Annotated in this window: 12 protein-coding genes and 2 tRNA genes; 6 read left to right on the forward strand and 8 right to left on the reverse strand. The window is 68.6% G+C overall.

Annotated elements, in window-relative coordinates:
• Positions 1 to 9: 9 nt before the first annotated feature.
• The 3 genes from dnaQ to ABGI63_RS13930 all read left to right on the forward strand — a co-directional run bounded on the left by dnaQ (position 10) and on the right by ABGI63_RS13930 (position 1031).
• Positions 10 to 720: a DNA polymerase III subunit epsilon gene (gene dnaQ, locus ABGI63_RS13920; RefSeq protein ID WP_349742987.1), complete on the forward strand. Its 711-nt coding sequence runs from the start codon at positions 10 to 12 to the stop codon at positions 718 to 720.
• 91 nt (positions 721 to 811) lie between these two features.
• Positions 812 to 886: transfer RNA gene (locus ABGI63_RS13925), tRNA-Val, on the forward strand.
• 70 nt (positions 887 to 956) lie between these two features.
• Positions 957 to 1031: transfer RNA gene (locus ABGI63_RS13930), tRNA-Val, on the forward strand.
• A gap of 55 nt (positions 1032 to 1086) precedes the next feature.
• On the opposite strand, the gene fur is transcribed toward ABGI63_RS13930, so the two are convergent.
• From fur to ABGI63_RS13945, 3 genes are read right to left on the reverse strand one after another with little or no spacing between them, the layout of a single operon-like run.
• Positions 1087 to 1536 carry a ferric iron uptake transcriptional regulator gene (gene fur / locus ABGI63_RS13935; protein ID WP_349742988.1) on the reverse strand — a complete coding sequence of 150 codons (450 nt, stop codon included), beginning with the start codon at positions 1534 to 1536 and terminating at the stop codon, positions 1087 to 1089.
• A 13-nt stretch (positions 1537 to 1549) separates the two neighbouring features.
• Positions 1550 to 2005 carry a DUF2753 family protein gene (locus ABGI63_RS13940; protein WP_349742989.1) on the reverse strand — a complete coding sequence of 152 codons (456 nt, stop codon included), beginning with the start codon at positions 2003 to 2005 and terminating at the stop codon, positions 1550 to 1552.
• A gap of 18 nt (positions 2006 to 2023) precedes the next feature.
• Positions 2024 to 2941 carry a ZIP family metal transporter gene (locus ABGI63_RS13945; RefSeq protein WP_349742990.1) on the reverse strand — a complete coding sequence of 306 codons (918 nt, stop codon included), beginning with the start codon at positions 2939 to 2941 and terminating at the stop codon, positions 2024 to 2026.
• Between the two features lie 197 nt (positions 2942 to 3138).
• On the opposite strand from ABGI63_RS13945, the gene ABGI63_RS13950 reads away from it, so the two are divergent.
• From ABGI63_RS13950 to ABGI63_RS13960, 3 genes are read left to right on the forward strand one after another with little or no spacing between them, the layout of a single operon-like run.
• On the forward strand, positions 3139 to 4800 hold the full coding sequence (locus ABGI63_RS13950) for a Na/Pi cotransporter family protein (protein ID WP_349742991.1): 1662 nt from the start codon (positions 3139 to 3141) through the stop codon (positions 4798 to 4800).
• Positions 4793 to 5566 (forward strand): NUDIX hydrolase, encoded by a 774-nt coding sequence (locus ABGI63_RS13955; protein WP_349742992.1) that lies wholly within the window; start codon positions 4793 to 4795, stop codon positions 5564 to 5566. The genes ABGI63_RS13950 and ABGI63_RS13955 overlap by 8 nt, the downstream gene beginning before the upstream one ends.
• A gap of 4 nt (positions 5567 to 5570) precedes the next feature.
• The gene (locus ABGI63_RS13960) at positions 5571 to 6701 is read left to right on the forward strand and encodes an NAD(P)/FAD-dependent oxidoreductase (protein ID WP_349742993.1); all 1131 of its coding nucleotides are present in this window, start codon (positions 5571 to 5573) and stop codon (positions 6699 to 6701) included.
• Here ABGI63_RS13960 and ABGI63_RS13965 read toward each other — a convergent pair.
• The 5 genes from ABGI63_RS13965 to aat all read right to left on the reverse strand — a co-directional run bounded on the left by ABGI63_RS13965 (position 6694) and on the right by aat (position 15149).
• Positions 6694 to 8718 (reverse strand): glycosyl hydrolase family 18 protein, encoded by a 2025-nt coding sequence (locus ABGI63_RS13965; protein ID WP_349742994.1) that lies wholly within the window; start codon positions 8716 to 8718, stop codon positions 6694 to 6696. The genes ABGI63_RS13960 and ABGI63_RS13965 overlap by 8 nt on opposite strands.
• A gap of 29 nt (positions 8719 to 8747) precedes the next feature.
• The gene (locus ABGI63_RS13970) at positions 8748 to 11636 is read right to left on the reverse strand and encodes a chitinase C-terminal domain-containing protein (RefSeq protein WP_349742995.1); all 2889 of its coding nucleotides are present in this window, start codon (positions 11634 to 11636) and stop codon (positions 8748 to 8750) included.
• A gap of 100 nt (positions 11637 to 11736) precedes the next feature.
• Positions 11737 to 13383: a glycoside hydrolase family 19 protein gene (locus ABGI63_RS13975; RefSeq protein WP_349742996.1), complete on the reverse strand. Its 1647-nt coding sequence runs from the start codon at positions 13381 to 13383 to the stop codon at positions 11737 to 11739.
• 249 nt (positions 13384 to 13632) lie between these two features.
• Complete coding sequence (locus ABGI63_RS13980) at positions 13633 to 14376, reverse strand: arginyltransferase (RefSeq protein ID WP_349742997.1); 744 nt, start codon at positions 14374 to 14376, stop codon at positions 13633 to 13635.
• Positions 14373 to 15149, reverse strand: coding sequence for a leucyl/phenylalanyl-tRNA--protein transferase (aat, locus tag ABGI63_RS13985; protein ID WP_262970482.1), 777 nt, complete (start codon positions 15147 to 15149; stop codon positions 14373 to 14375). Before aat ends, ABGI63_RS13980 begins: the two co-directional genes overlap by 4 nt.
• Positions 15150 to 15154 lie beyond the last annotated feature (5 nt).

Here is a 15154-nt window from a genome sequence, read left to right on the forward strand (position 1 = left end):
TTTTTCTTCATGCGTCAAATCTTCTTCGATACCGAAACCACCGGCCTGTATGCCGAGGGCGGCGACCGCCTGGTTGAAATCGGCTGCGTCGAGATGGTCAACCGTCAGCTCACCGGCAACAACCTGCACCTCTACGTCAACCCCGAGCGCGCCAGCCACGAGGAAGCGCTGAAGGTGCACGGGCTGACCGAGGAATTCCTCTCGACCAAGCCCAAGTTCGCCGAGGTGGCCGATCAGCTGCTGGACTTCCTGGCCGGCGCCCAGCTGGTGATCCACAACGCGCCTTTCGACATCGGCTTCGTCAATGCCGAACTCAAGCGCCTGAAGAAGCCGCCGATCACCGACCATGTCGGCAGCGTGCTCGACACCTTGCTGATGGCGCGCGATATGTTCCCCGGCAAGGCCAATTCGCTGGACGCGCTGTGCCGGCGCCTGGAGGTCGACAACTCCAGCCGCACCCTGCACGGCGCCTTGCTCGATGCCGAGCTGCTGGCCGAGGTCTATATCCGCCTGACCCGCGGGCAGGATTCGCTGGTGATCGACGAGGGTGGCAGCAGCCATTCGAACCAGCCGGGCGAGCTGCGGGTCGAGGCGGTCGATCTGAGCCGCTTTGCGCTGCCGGTGCTGCAGGCCAGCGAGGCCGAGCTGCAAGCTCATGACAAAGTGCTGGCCGAACTCGACAAGGCCAGCGGCGGCAAAAGAATCTGGCAAGCGGCTTGATTGCCGCGATAAAGCCATGGCATAATCGTGGGCTTCCCGGTTGATGAATTCTTCCAAAGCGATTTGAAAGGATTTGTCGGACGACCAGACCGGGCGGTTAGCTCAGCGGTAGAGCACTGCCTTCACACGGCAGGGGTCGCAGGTTCGAACCCTGCACCGCCCACCAGAATATTGAATGACTCCGGCAATCGTATCGGGGTCACCCATTCTGAACCGGTCGTTGCGCCCCAGATACCGGGCGGTTAGCTCAGCGGTAGAGCACTGCCTTCACACGGCAGGGGTCGCAGGTTCGAACCCTGCACCGCCCACCAGATCAAGCCCCCGAAGTCATCGACCTCGGGGGCTTTTTTCTTGGGCGGCGAGCCCTCATGCCGGCCGCAACCGCCCCGTGCCCTGGCACTGCGGCGCCGAGCAATAGCCATACAGGGCCAGCGCATGGTCCTGCAGCTCGAAGCCGTGGCGCAGCGCGATCTCGCGCTGGCGCTGCTCGATCTCCTCGTCGACGAATTCCTCGACCCGGCCGCAGTTCAGGCAGACCAGATGGTCGTGATGACTGCCCTCGTCAAGCTCGAACACCGCCTTGCCGGGCTCGAAGTGATGGCGCGACAGCAGGCCGGCCTGGGCAAACTGCATCAGCACGCGATAGACGGTGGCCAGGCCGATGTCGGCATCTTCGGCCAGCAAGGCCTTGTAGACGTCCTCGGCGCTGAGATGGCGCTGGGCGGTGCGCTGGAATATGCGCAGGATCTTGATGCGCGGCATGGTGGCCTTGAGGCCCATCGACTGGATGTCGGCGATATGGTCGGAAGCGCTCATGCGGTCGGCGGGTTCAGTGCAGGGTGCGGGCGTTGTAGGGGCTGCCGTGCAGCTCGGCATAGCAGTCCGGGCACAGGCAGCGCCGCAGCTCGGCATGGGCGCCGTGCTGGGCCTCGAAGCGCAGCAGCGCGGCCTGGGTCTCGCGCAGGTGTCGCGTCGCCGCATCGCGCAGCGAGACGTGCAGGTCGCTGTTGCGGCTGGCCCGCAGCAGGCTGGCGTGCACGCTGGCCAGCAGCTCGGCGGCCTCGTCCAGCGCGCCGGCGCGGGCCTGGGCCTCGGCCAGGTTCAAGGTGCTGACAACCACGGCGGCCACCGCGTCCTCGCCGTCCGGCCAGTCGTTGAAGCAGGCCAGCGCCAGGCTGCGCGCCTGCTCGTAGGCCAGGATGGCGCGCAGATGCTCGCCGCGCTCGAACAGCTCGTTGCCCTGCAAGGTCAGCTGGGTCCAGGTGTTGGGAGTGGGTGGGTTCATGGCTGTGGCTTGGTTGACTTATCCCAGGGCGGTGTCGAGCACCATCATCAGCACGAAGCCGATCAGCAGGCCGGTCGTGGCATGGCGCTCATGGCCCTGGCGGTGCGATTCGGGGATGACCTCGTGACTGACGACGAAGAGCATCGCGCCGGCCGCGAAGGCCAGGCCCCAGGGCAGCAGTGCCGCGCTGAGACCCAGCAGTGCGGCACCGACCACGGCCGCCAGTGGCTCCACCAGCCCCGACGCCGCGCCGATGCCGGCCGCCCGCCAGCGGCCGACGCCCAGGCTTTGCAGCGCCAGCGCTACCACCAGACCCTCGGGCACGTCCTGGATCGCGATGCCGGTGGCCAGCGCGGTGGCGCGCGCCGCGTCGGTGCCGGCCGCCGCGACGCCGATGGCCAGACCCTCGGGGATGTTGTGCAGCACGATGGCGATGACGAACAGCCACAGGCCGCGCTCGCGGCGCGGGGCGACCCGGCCGGCCGTGCCGGCGCCACCGTGCTGGGGCGGCAACAGGCGCTCGACCCCCATGATCAACGCCGCACCCGCCAGCAGGGCCGCGCCGATGCCGACCGCGCTGGCCCAGCTCCCATGGCCCAAGCGGCCGGCGGCGGCCAGGGCCGGCACCAGCAGCGAGAAGCAGCAGGCCGCCAGCATCACACCGGCGCCGAAGCCCAGCAGGGCGTCATGGCTGCGCCGGCCGGGCGAGCGGGTGCACAGCATCGGCAGCACGCCCAGCGCGGTGGCCAGCGCCGCCATGCCGCCAGCGCCCAGCGCGGTCTGCATCGCCGGGGGCGGCGCCAGGCCCTGCCAGAGCTGCAGCAGGCCCAGTGCCAGGCCGGCGCCGACGATCAGCAGGCCCAGCAGCTGTCTGCCGCGCCAGCGCGATCGGGCGGCTGCGGTAGCGGGCAAATGAGGGGCGGGGGGAACCAGCATGGGCCATCCATGTCCTGCCGTGACGGTCACGGCGCTGCGAAGGGCTGGCTGGAGGGCTGGCGTTGGGTGTTTATTTAAACAGGAACTATTCGCATTTGCAACAAAGCCGGAATTGCGCTGCCAAATATGAAAGTTTGTGCGCAATGCAACAACCTGTGCCGGGAAGCAGCCGGGGCTTCAAGCAGAATCAATCGCCTATGTTGCATCTGTTGAATCTATTGGCAGCCATCGCGCTGCTGGTCTGGGGCACCTACATCGTGCGCACCGGTGTCCTGCGCATCTTCGGGGCCAATTTGCGCGAGGTGCTGGCGCGCAGCGTCAGCAACCGCTTCTTCGCGATGAGCGCCGGCCTGGGCGTGACCACCCTGGTGCAGTCCAGCACGGCCACCTGCCTGATCGTCGCCTCCTTCGTCGGCCAGGGTCTGGTGTCGACCGCCTCGGCGCTGGCCGTGATGCTGGGTGCCGACATGGGCACGGCGCTGATGGCGGTGGTGTTCTCCTTCGATCTGTCCTGGCTGTCGCCAGCGCTGATCTTCACCGGCGTGGTGCTGTTCATCTCGCAGGAGAAGACCACGGTCGGGCGCATCGGCCGGGTGGCGATCGGCCTGGGCATCATCACCTTGGCGCTGAAGCTGATCGTCGCGAGCACCGGTCCGCTGACCCAGAGCCCGGCGGTGCGCGCGCTGCTGGTGGCCCTGCCCAACGAGATCATGCTGGAGATCCTGGTCGGCGCCTTGCTGACCGTGATGTCCTATTCCAGCCTGGCCGTCGTGCTGCTGACCGCGACCCTGGCCGAGTCCGGCATGGTGCCGGCCACGCTGGCGATGGGCCTGGTGATGGGGGCCAATGTCGGCAGCGGCGTGCTGGCCGTGCTGTCCACCGCCAAGGCCAATGTCTCGACGCGCCGCCTGCCGCTGGGCAATCTGATCTTCAAGCTGGCGACCTGTGCGGTGGTCGTGCCCTTGCTGCCGATGATCCACGTCGAGCTGCAGCAGTGGCTGCCGACCGTGCACCAGCAGGTGATCGCGCTGCACCTGGGCTTCAACATCCTGATGGCGCTGCTCTTCATCGCCTTCGTGACGCCGATGGCCAGGCTGCTGGAGCGCTTCATGGTGACGCCGCCGCCGGCCGCGTCGAGCCGGCCGCGCCATCTGGACCCGATGGCCCTGGCCACGCCGGCGCTGGCGATCAGCTGCGCGGCCCGCGAGGCCCTGCACCAGGCCGATGTGGTCGAGACCATGCTGCGCGGCATCCTGCCGGTGATCAAGAACGACGACACCCAGCTCTCCGGCGAGCTGCGCCGGCTCGACGACACGGTCGACGAGCTCTACTCGGCGATCAAGTTCTACCTGACCCAGATCTCGCGCGAGGCCCTGTCCGAGCGCGAGGCGCGGCGCTGGACCGACATCGTCTCGTTCACGATCAATATGGAGCAGATCGGCGACACGATAGAGCGCATCCTCGAAGACATCGAGGACAAGAAGATCAGGAAGGGCCGCAACTTCTCCGAGGCCGGCATGGCCGAGATCGCCCATATGCACGAGCGCCTGCTGGCCAATCTGCGCCTGGGCATGAGCGTCTTCCTCGACGGCCATGTGCGCGATGCGCAGAAGCTGCTGGAGGAGAAGGCGCGTTTCCGCGATCTCGAGCTCGAGTACGCGGCCACCCATATCGCGCGCCTGCAGGACAACACCATGCAGAGCATAGGCACCAGCTCGCTGCATCTGGACCTGATCACCGACCTGAAGCGCATCAACAGCCATATCTGCTCGATCGCCTATCCCATCCTCGACTCGGCCGGCGTGCTGGCGCAGACGCGCTTGCGCGAGCCGGGCGGCCAGACGCGGCTCGATGTCTGAGCCGGTACTGTTGCCGCTGCCGACGGACTGGCTGCGCTTTCGGCTGGGCGAGCAGGCGCTGGGCTGGCTCAGCCCCGAGCGGGCGGCGCGGGTGCTGCCGCTGCTGCCCGGTGCCCGGCTGACCGACCAGGAGCTGCGCTGGGAGGGCGTAGCCGATCTGTCCGCCGCGATGCAGGCGGCTGCCGAGGCCTTGCTGGCCCAGGGCGCGATCCAGGGCTGGCGCGGCGAGGCCTTTGCCTGCGAGGCGCCGCTGGCCGAGCCTTGCAGCGCGCGCGGCACCGAGCTGTTCCGCATGGAGCGCGCGGCCTTCCGCTTCTTCGGTCTGATGAGCCGGGCCGTGCACATCAATGGCTGGCGGCCCGACGGCCGCATGCTGTGCGGACGGCGCGCGCTCAGCAAGCCGACCGACCCGGGCCTGCTGGACAATCTGGCCGCCGGCGGCCTGGCCGCCGGCGAGGAGCCGCTGGCCTGCGCGCGGCGCGAGCTGTGGGAGGAGGCCGGTGTCGACGCGGCGCTGTCCGCCGCGCTGCGGCCCGGCGGTGCCTTGCGCACGGTGCGGCTGACTGCCCAGGGCCTGCACGACGAGGTCCTGCATGTCTTCAATCTGCGCCTGCCGGCCGAGTTCCGGCCGGTCAACCAGGACGGCGAGGTGGCCGAGTTCCTGGACCTGGAACCCGGCTCGCTGAGCGGCTTCACGCCCGATGCGGCGGCCGTCATCGCCCACGCCATCGAACGCGGCGATCACAAGGAACTACACGGGGAATAAAGTGATGGACAAGGTCGATGCGGTGGTGGTCGGGGCCGGTGTCGTTGGCCTGGCCGTGGGCCGGGCGCTGGCCATGCGCGGGCTCGAAACCCTGGTGCTGGAGCGCGAGACCGCCATCGGCACCGGGGTCAGCTCGCGCAATAGCGAGGTCATCCACGCCGGGCTCTACTACCCCGAGGGCTCGCTGAAGGCTCGGCTCTGCGTGGCCGGCAAGCAGCAGCTCTATGCGCTGTGCGAGAGCCACGGCATCGCCCACCGCCGCTGCGGCAAGCTGGTTGTGGCCACCGGGCCCGAGCAGGTGGCGGGGCTGCGGGCACTGGCCGCCAAGGGCGCGCGCAACGGCGTTGACGATCTGCGCTGGCTGGCGCGCGAGGAAGCCCAGGCCCTGGAGCCGGCACTGCGCTGCGAGGCGGCCCTGCTGTCGCCCTCGACCGGCATCATCGACAGCCATGGCCTGATGCTGGCCCTGCAGGGCGATCTGGAGCGCGCCGGCGGCGCGGTCGGCCTGGCCTCGACGGTGCAGGCCTTGCGAGCCACGCCCGAGGGTCAGGTCTTGACTGTGGGCACCGACGATGGCGGCACGATGGAGCTGCTGGCCCCCATCGTCGTCAATGCGGCGGGCCTGTCGGCGCCCTGGCTGGCCGCGCAGACCGAGGGCCTGGACGCCGCCCATGTGCCGACCGCGCATTTCAGCAAGGGCAGCTATTTCTCGCTGCAGGGCAAGGCGCCGTTTGCGCGCCTGGTCTATCCGCTGCCGCAGGACGCCTGGCTGGGCGTGCACCTGAGCCTGGACCTGGGCGGCCAGGCCCGCTTCGGACCGGACGCGCAGTGGCTGGACGAGGTCAGCGAGCCAGGCCAGATCGACTACCAGGTCGACCCGGCCCGGGCCGAGGCCTTCTATGCCGATGTGCGGCGCTACTGGCCGGAGCTTCCCGACGGCGCGCTGGCCCCGGCCTATAGCGGCGTGCGGCCCAAGATCCATGGCCCGGGCGAGCCGGCGCCGGACTTCCGCATCGACGGCCCCGAGCGCCACGGCGTGCCCGGCCTGGTCAATCTGCTGGGCATCGAGTCCCCCGGCCTGACCAGCTGCCTGGCCATTGCCGAGGAGACACTGCAGCGGCTGGCCCTTACTTGAGCCCTTCGCCAATCGCCTTGCTCAGGCTGCCCTGGGCATCATCCCCGCTGAACTCCCAGAAGAAGGCGCCGCCCAGGCCGCGTGACTTGACGTAGTCCATCTTCTCGCGGATCTGCACCGGGGTGTCGAAGCTCCAGAAGGTCGTGCCGTTGTAGATCCACTGCGCGCGGCTTTGCGGGTCGACGAAGCTGGGCCAGCCCAGGCTCTTCAGCACCTTGTAGTCCTCGTTGCCACGCTCCCAGGTGGCCGGTGCCGCGACACCGCTCTGGTAGAGACCGTTGTTGACATTGGGCACATTGGTCCAGCCGCGGCCGTAGAAGCCGATGCCCAGGTTCAGCTTGGTGGCCGGCACGCCCTGGGCGAGGTAGGCCTGCAGCGCATCGTCGGTGTTGTAGAGCCGCACATCGCCGGTCGAAGGGTCGGCCGTGCTGCCGTAGAGCGGCGAATGGAAATTGGTTCTGGCCTCCCAGCTGCCGTGGAAGTCGTAGGTCATCACATTGATGAAGTCCATGTAGGGATGGGCCTGGCCGGGGTCGAAGGCGCGGATCTTGTCGATGCCGGCCGGCGCGGCCATGGTCAGCAGCAGGCCCGGGCGCAGCGCGTCGAGCTGGCGGCGGAACTCGGCCACCAGGCCGGTGAAGTTCTCGCGGTCCTCGGGCTTGCCGCAGGCCAGGCCGCAGGCGTTCGGATACTCCCAGTCGAGGTCGATGCCATCGAACACACCGGCCAGCGCGCCGGCACCGCCGGCGTCCTCGACACGCGGCAGATCGCCCTTGATATAGGCGTCGATGCAGCTCTTGACGAATGCGGCGCGGTTCTCGGGTTTTGCGGCTTCGGAGAAGCCGCGCGAGTAGGTCCAGCCGCCCAGCGAGATCAGCAGCTTGAGCTTGGGATACTTGGTCTTGAGCTTCTTCAACTGGCCCCAGTTGCCGCGCAGCGGCTGGTCCCAGCGGTCGGCCACGCCGTCCACGCTCTGGGCCGCGCTGAAGCCCTTGGTGTAGTCGGCAAAGGCATCGCCGCCGGCCCCGGTGTTCTCGTTGACCGCCTGGGTCACGCCGACCTCGCAACGGTTGTTGCGCACATTGCCGAAGGCGTAGTTGATATGGGTCAGGTGCTGGGCCGAGCCGCTGGTGTCGATGTTCTTGACCAGGTAGTTGCGGCCGTAGATGCCCCATTGCGCGAAGTAGCCAAGCACCGTCTTGTCGCCACCGCCCAGCTCCTGGGTGCGCACCGAGATCGCGGCCGAGGGCTGGGAGGCGCCGGCTTGGTTGAAGGCGACGACGCTGAAGCTGTAGGCGGTGTCGGGGCTCAGGCCGGTGACGCTGGCGGCCGGGTTGGCCACGGTGGCGGCCGTGCTTGAGCCCTGCAGCACGCGATACTGCACCGTGCAGTTGGGCCCGGCTGCCACCGCGCCCCAGGCCAGGTTGACGCTGTTGCTGCTGGTGCCGGTGGCGTTCAGCCCGGCGGGTGTGGCCGGCGGCGCGGCGCAGGCGCCGTTGGCCGTGCTGGTCAGCAGCGCGGCGCTGGCGGCCGAGACATTGCCGGCCCGGTCCTTGGCGCGCACCGTGTAGCTGTAGGCAGTGCCGGCGCTCAGGCCGCTGTCGGTGTGGCTGGTGCCGGTGGGCGAGGCGATCAGGCTGGCGCCGCGCAGCAGCTCATAGCCGGCCACGCCGCTGCCGGTGTCGGTCGAGGCCTGCCAGCTCAGGCTGATGCTGGAGCTGGTGGCGCCGGTGGCGCTCAGGCCGGCGGGCACGCTGGGCGGCGTGGTGTCGACGGGCGGGTTGCCGTCGCAGTCGCCCAGCGGTTTCCAGACGTCCCAGCTGCCGGAGTTGGTGGCGGGCGAGTTGTTCTGGGTCCACCACTTGGCCTGGTAGGCCTTGCTGTTCTGCTGGGCCAGCTTGCCGCCGGTGTAGATGTCGGCGGCGGTCCAGGCCGGCACCGCGCTGCAGTCATAGGCCTGGGCCGAGCCGGCGGCCATCGCGGCGGCCAGGGCGATCAATCGATAGGCGTTCTTCATGGGTGATGTCCTTGGGTGAGGGAGGGGACTCAGCGCTTGAGCGTCGAGGTCTTGTTGCTGGCAGCGGCAGCGGCCGTGGCCGGCTGGGTGCCGCGGCGGGCTTCCTGGGCCAGGCCGTAGCTCTTGCCGCCGAAGCTCACGACCCAGTTGCTGGGCAGGGGCATCGGCAGGTAGTAGTTCAGCTTGACCTGGACGCTGGCGCCCGGGGCCAGGCTTTGCCAGCCGGGCAGCTTGAAGCTGGCGCGGTGGAAGTCCTTGGCCAGCCCGCCGATGTTGTGGCCGGCCGGATTGGCGCCGCTTTGCACCACCGTCAGGCCGAAGCCGCTCTGGTCGGTCAGGGTGGCCGGGATCGCGGTGGGCACATCGAAGCTGAACTCGGTGCCGCCGGGCAGCGTGCTGCCTGTGCGGTTGGTCAGCGTCAGCGTCGGGTTGATCGGGTAGTTGGCATCGCCGAGTGCAAAGCCCGAGATCGCATAGCCGATGTCCAGCACCTCGGCGGGCAGGGCCGCCTGGCCCGGTGCGGTCAGCGTGTTGCCATAGGGCGTGGCGGTCTTGAACTTGTTGTAGAGCGCCGTCGTCAAGGTGCTGCCCATGCCCCATTCGCCGCGCTGGGCGTTCCAGCCGTAGTCGCCGGCCAGCTCCCAGAACATCACGCCGCCGATGCCGCGGTCCGCCACATACTGGGCCTTGACGCCCAGCGACTGCTCGTCCTCGATCGACAGGAAGACCTTCTTCTGCGCGTTCCACAGCCAGGGTGCGACCAGGGTCGGGTCGTAGTGGCGGGCATAGCTGCCGATCAGCTGGTCGGCCGGGTTGGTGGCCGGGTTCAGGCCATAGGCGGCCAGATAGCTGCCGGGCCGGCCCTCGGCCAGGTTCTTCAGATGCCATAGCGGGTTGGAGCCGGCCGGCACCTCACGGTTGCCGACGTCCAGGTCATGCCAGAGGTTGTCGATGCCGACGGCACCGGCCCCGCACTTCTGCACCGTGCCGCCGCCGGTACCGGCCGGGCACTTGCTCTGGTCGGCCTGGGGCGCCTGGCCCCACAGCCCGTTCGTGCCGCCCACCACATCCTTCCAGCCGCGGCTGTAATAGGGCACGCCGATATTGATGCGGCCCGCCGGCAGCGCGCCGCGGAAGTAGTGGTAGGCCCAGTCGGTGTTCAGGTAGCCGATGCGCGCGTACTGGGGCGCCGGGTAGTAGCTCCAGGCCGCGAGCTCGGCGTCCTTGCCGTCGTCGTAGAGCGCCGCATTGGGGCCGACGAACTGGTTCCAGGCCCCGTGCAGGTCGTAGCTCATGATGTTGACGTAGTCCAGATAGGGCGTGATCTGGTGGTTCTCCATGCCGCGCAGCAGATAGGCCGAGGAGGGCGCGGCCACCGTCAGCAGGTAGTGGCGGGCGTCCTGCTGGCCGGCGGCATCGAGCCGCTCGCGCAGCGTCTTCATCAGCAGCACATAGTTCTTCAGCAGATGGGCGCGGCGGGCGTTGGAGATCGCGAAGTCGTCCGGGTTGCCGGCGTCCTTCATGCTGGTGGCGTACTCGTAGTCGATGTCCACGCCGTCGAAGCCGTACTGGCGGATGAAGGCCACGGCCGAGTCGGCGAAGGCGCTGATGCCGGCCGTGTTGGCCGTGCCATCGGCATTCGTGGTCATCGTGTAGAAGCCGCCGCTGGCGACGCGCTGGCCGCTGGCATTGAAGAAGCCGCCGGTCTCGGCCCAGCCCCCGACCGAGATCATGGTCTTGACCTGCGGATACTGCTTCTTGAACTTGTTCAGCAGGTTGAAGTGGCCCTTGTAGGCGTAAGCCGGGTCCATCTCGGCGCCGGCCACGCCGGGCCAGGTCAGGCCGGTGGCGGCATTGGCCGGATCGGCGGCATTGCCGATCGAGACCTTGTGGGCCGCGTCCACATGGGCGAAGGCGTAGTTGATATGGGTCAGCTGGCCCCAGGGGATGTTGGAGGCCAGATAGGCCGGCTGGCCGTTCTTGCCGGTGCGCCAGCTGGTGAAGTAGCCAATCACGCGGCGGGGCTTGTCGACCCCCATCTTTTCGCGCCCCTGCTCGTCATAGACCTTGCAGTAGGCCGGTGCGGTACCCGGCGTGGTCGCCAGGCCCTCGGGGCGGCAGCGCTCCTCGCCGACCACCTGGCCGCGCACCGTGATGCGAACGGCGGCGCTGTCGGTGGCCGCACCCTTGTCGTCGGTGGCGCGGGCGACGATGTCGGCGACGCCGGCGCGCGCCGTCCAGCTGACGCTGAAGGGTGCGCTCGTGTCCTCGGCCACCAGGGCGCCGTTGACGTAGAAGCCCACCTTGGCGACGCTGCCGTCGCTGTCGGCAGCGTTGGCCGCCAGGGTCACCGCGTCGCCGGCGGTCGGGCTGGCGCCGGCCGTCGGCGCGCTCAGGCCCACGGTCGGCGGCTGGTTGACAGGGCCGCTGGTCACCGTGAGCTGCTGCGAGCGGCTGGCGCTGGCGCCCTTGTTGTCGGTCACGGTCAGCGTGACCGTGTAGCTGCCGGCCGCCGCATAGCTGCGGCTGGCGGTGGCGCCGCTGGCCGTGGCGCCGTCGCCGAAGCTCCAGGCATGGGCGGCGATGCTGCCGTCCGGGTCGCTGGAGGCACTGCCGTTGACCGTGATCGTCAGACCCTGGACCGCGGCGCTGAAGCTGGCCACCGGCGGCTGGTTGACCGGGCCACCATCGCAGGCGCCCAGCGGCTTCCAGACATCCCACTGGCCCGAGTTGGTGGCCGGCGAGTTGTTCTGGGTCCACCATTTGGCCTGGTAGGCGGCGTTGTTGTGCTTGACGCTCTGGCCGCCGGTGTAGACGGCCGCGGCGCTCCAGTCGGCCAGGCCGCTGCAGTCATAGGCGAGGACCAGGGGACTGAGGCCTCCGGCCATCAGCATCACGAGTAGCTGGGGAGAACGCATGGGATGACTCCTTGCATGAGGGGAAATGAACGGACGAGCAAGACCTGACCCCTGTGCCTTTCGGGGCACGGGTCGGGCCGGGTAAGACGGGGGCTGCGGGCTAGGGCTGGACGATCACGTCGAAATACTTCTCGACGCAGCGCTGGTAGTCGCCGGGTTTGAGCGCCGAGTAGGCGGTCTGGTAGCCGACCGTCTTGCAGGCAAAGGTCTTGCCCTCCGGCATGTCGGCGCGGTAGGACCAGTCCTGGTCCCAGAAGATGTTCAGTGCGCCGGCGCCGCCCACCTCGAAGCGCTTTTGCTGGGCACAGCCGAGCTCCTCGGTGGCCGCGATGGGCACGCCCAGCACGGCCGCGTGCTGGCGGTAGTAGGCGATGCGGTTGAGCGACTGAGGCTTTTCGCTGCCCTGGCCGCATTCGATGCCGCCGTTGATGATGTTGGTGGTGGCGCCGAAGCCGGGGCGTATGCCCAGCGCCAGGTCGGCCGCATTGGGCTGCCAGCTGCCGTCCAGCACATGCAGCATGCTGGGCTTGGGCGAGGCCGGGTAGACCAGGAAGAACACCGCCGAGGCCAGGTTCAGCCAGGTGTCGGCGACCTGCTCGGGCGCGTTCAGCAGCACCCGCACATCGCCGAACATCGCGTCCGAGAAGGGCCCGTAGTTGAAGCTGTAGGAGAGCTGCTTGGCACCACGGCCGAAGTACTGCTTGTAGCGGCCCTGGGCGTCCTTGCCGCAGGGCCAGACCTGGGCCTGCCAGGTCTCGGGCCGGCATTCATTGTTGTAGGGGCAACCGTAGCCGTCCTCGCTGCAGCCGGCCTCGCGCACGTAGTACAGCGCCTGGCGCCACTCGGGGATGGCATGGTTGCGGTCGTGCGCGCCGGTTTCCTGGGTGAAGTGGGCAAACATCGTGGCCAGGGTCTTGCGGCAGATCGCGTCGCTGTCGCGGCCGTCGGCGTAGCTGGCGCAGACGCCGCCGAACTTGGCGATGGCCTGCAGCAAGCCGGTGTAGGTGTAGGAGGGATGGCGCAGCGGGAACAGGAACTCCCATTGCGTCGCGCCCAGCAGGCGTTCGACCCGCTTGACGTTGTCAGGGTTGCCGGCAAGACCTGGCCCCACGGCGGTGACCAGGGCATGGGGCCGGGTCGCGACCGAGGCCTTGACCGCGCGGAACAGCGGGCTGTCGGTCAGCGCGGCCTCGCTGGCCAGCAGATCGGCCAGGGCCAGCGTGTACTTGCCGGTGACCGGGTCGCGGGCGATGCTGGAGACGGTCAGGCTGGCGCTGCGGCTGGTGCTGGCGCCCTGGTTGTCGGTGACGGTCAGGCTCACCGCATAGGTGCCGGCGCGGGCATAGCGGTGGCTGGGTTTGGCGACCGCCGCCGTGGCGCCGTCACCGAAGTCCCAGCGCCAGGTGCTGATGCTGCCGTCGGCATCGCTGGAGGCGCTGGCATCGAAGCTCACGCTCAGCCGGCTGGTCTGGCTGCTGAAGCTGGCGACGGGGGGCTTGTTGCCAGCACCGCCGCCGTCACAGCTGCCCAGCAGCTTCCAGACCTGCCAGGGCCCGGCGTTGGTCGCCGGTGCCGCGCCCTGGTTCCACCAGTTGGCACTGTAGGCGCGGCCCTGATCGCGGGTCTGCTGGCCGGCGGTGTAGATACCAGTGGCTGTCCAGTCCGGCAGGGGGCTGCAGTCCAGCGCCAGCGCGCTGCTGTTCAGCAGCAGGCCGCACAGGCCCAGCACCAGGGTTCGCATGTCCATGAACGTCTCCCGCGTTCGGTGCGCTTGTTACTGCTGCGCAATGGTCTTGACCATAGCCAGGCGCGTGGGCGCCATCGGCTTGCAGCTACAAGAAGCGGACTGCTCGTGCCCCCGTAGTGAGACGGACTTTAGATACCAATGTGAAGGCTGGTATCGTAGTTAACCCTTGGTTTGTATGTAATTTCTGGTAATTTTAAATACCGAAAAGAGTCCAGTTGTGCGCATCGCGCCAAGTGGGCGAGGCTGGTATCAGGCCTCGGCGACCTGCCACTGGCCGTCGCGCAGCAGCTCGTGCGGACGAAAGCGGGCCTTGTAAGCCATCTTCTGGCTCTCGGCGATCCAGTAGCCCAGATAGAGGTGGGCCAGGCCCAGCTCACGGGCCTGCGCGATCTGCCACAGCACGTTGTAGCTGCCGTAGCTGGCGGCCTCATCGGGCTCGTAGAAGGTGTAGACGGCCGAGAGCCCGTCGCTGAGCACATCGAGGATGGACACCATCTTCAGCGCTCCTTCCTCCTCGCCCGGCGCGGCCGGCGCACGGAACTCGACCAGGCGCGAGTTGATGCGGCTTTGCAGCAGGAACTGGGTGTACTGGTCGATGCTGTCGTGGTCCATGCCGCCGCCCGAGTGGCGGCCGGCCTGGTAGCGCAGATAGAGCTGGTAGTGCTCTTCGCTGAAGCCCAGGCGCATCACATGCACGCTCAGGTCGCCATGCTGCTTCCAGGCGCGGCGCTGGCTGCGCGAGGGCTGGAAGGCCGCCACCGGGATGCGCATCGGCACGCAGGACTTGCAGCCGTCGCAATAGGGCCGGTAGGTGAACAGACCGCTGCGCCGGAAACCCGCCTCGACCAGACCCGAGTAGGCGTCCGCATGGATCAGATGGCTGGGCGTGGCGACCTGGGAGCGCGCCTGGCGGTCCGGCAGATAGCTGCAGGGGTAGGGCGCTGTGGCGTAGAACTGCAGCTGCGACAGCGGTAGCTCTTTGGGATGGGTCACGACGTGGCGGGCTTGAGGGTGGTTGAGGCTGGGGCCGATTCTGCCTGCAGCCAGTCCCATAGCGCGGGCCGGAAGACCCAGGATTGTGGGGAGGACTGCCCAACAAACTGCCGCAGATGGGCTTCGAACTCGGGCCGAGCCACCTCGGCCGCCCCCATCGAGGCCAGGTGCCGGGTGTTCTGCTGGCAGTCGATCCAGGGGATGCCGTGCTGGCGGCACAGGCAGACCAGGGCCGCCAGCGCGATCTTGGAGGCATCGGTGGCGCGCATGAACATCGATTCGCCGAAGAACATGCGGCCCAGGTTGACGCCGTAGAGCCCGCCGACCAGCTCGCCGTCGACCCAGGTCTCGACGCTGTGCACCGTGCCCAGCACGGCCCAACGGGCATAGGCGGCCTGCATCTCGGGCAGTATCCAGGTGCCGTTCTGGCCCTCGCGCGGCGCCTCGGCGCAGGCGCGCAGCACGGCCGGCGTCGCGCTGTCGACGCGGATCTCGCAGCCCGGCGTGCGCACGAAGCGGGCAATCGTCTTGCGCAGCGAACGGGTCAGGCGAAAGTGCCGCGTCTGCAGCACCATGCGCGGGTCCGGTGCCCACCACAGGATGGGCTGGTCCGGCCCGTACCAGGGAAAGATGCCGCGCGCATAGGCGGCCGTCAGCCGTGCCGGGCTCAGGTCGCCGCCGGCGGCCAGCAGACCCGGCGCGTCCGAGTCGGGGCCGAGCGCGCGGGAGGAGGGCGGAAAGTCGAGAGAAGCCTCGTCGAGCCAGTCGATCATGGCTT

Source organism: Roseateles cavernae, from assembly GCF_040187885.1.
In the GTDB taxonomy this organism is placed as follows: Bacteria; Pseudomonadota; Gammaproteobacteria; order Burkholderiales; family Burkholderiaceae_C; genus Roseateles_E; species Roseateles_E cavernae.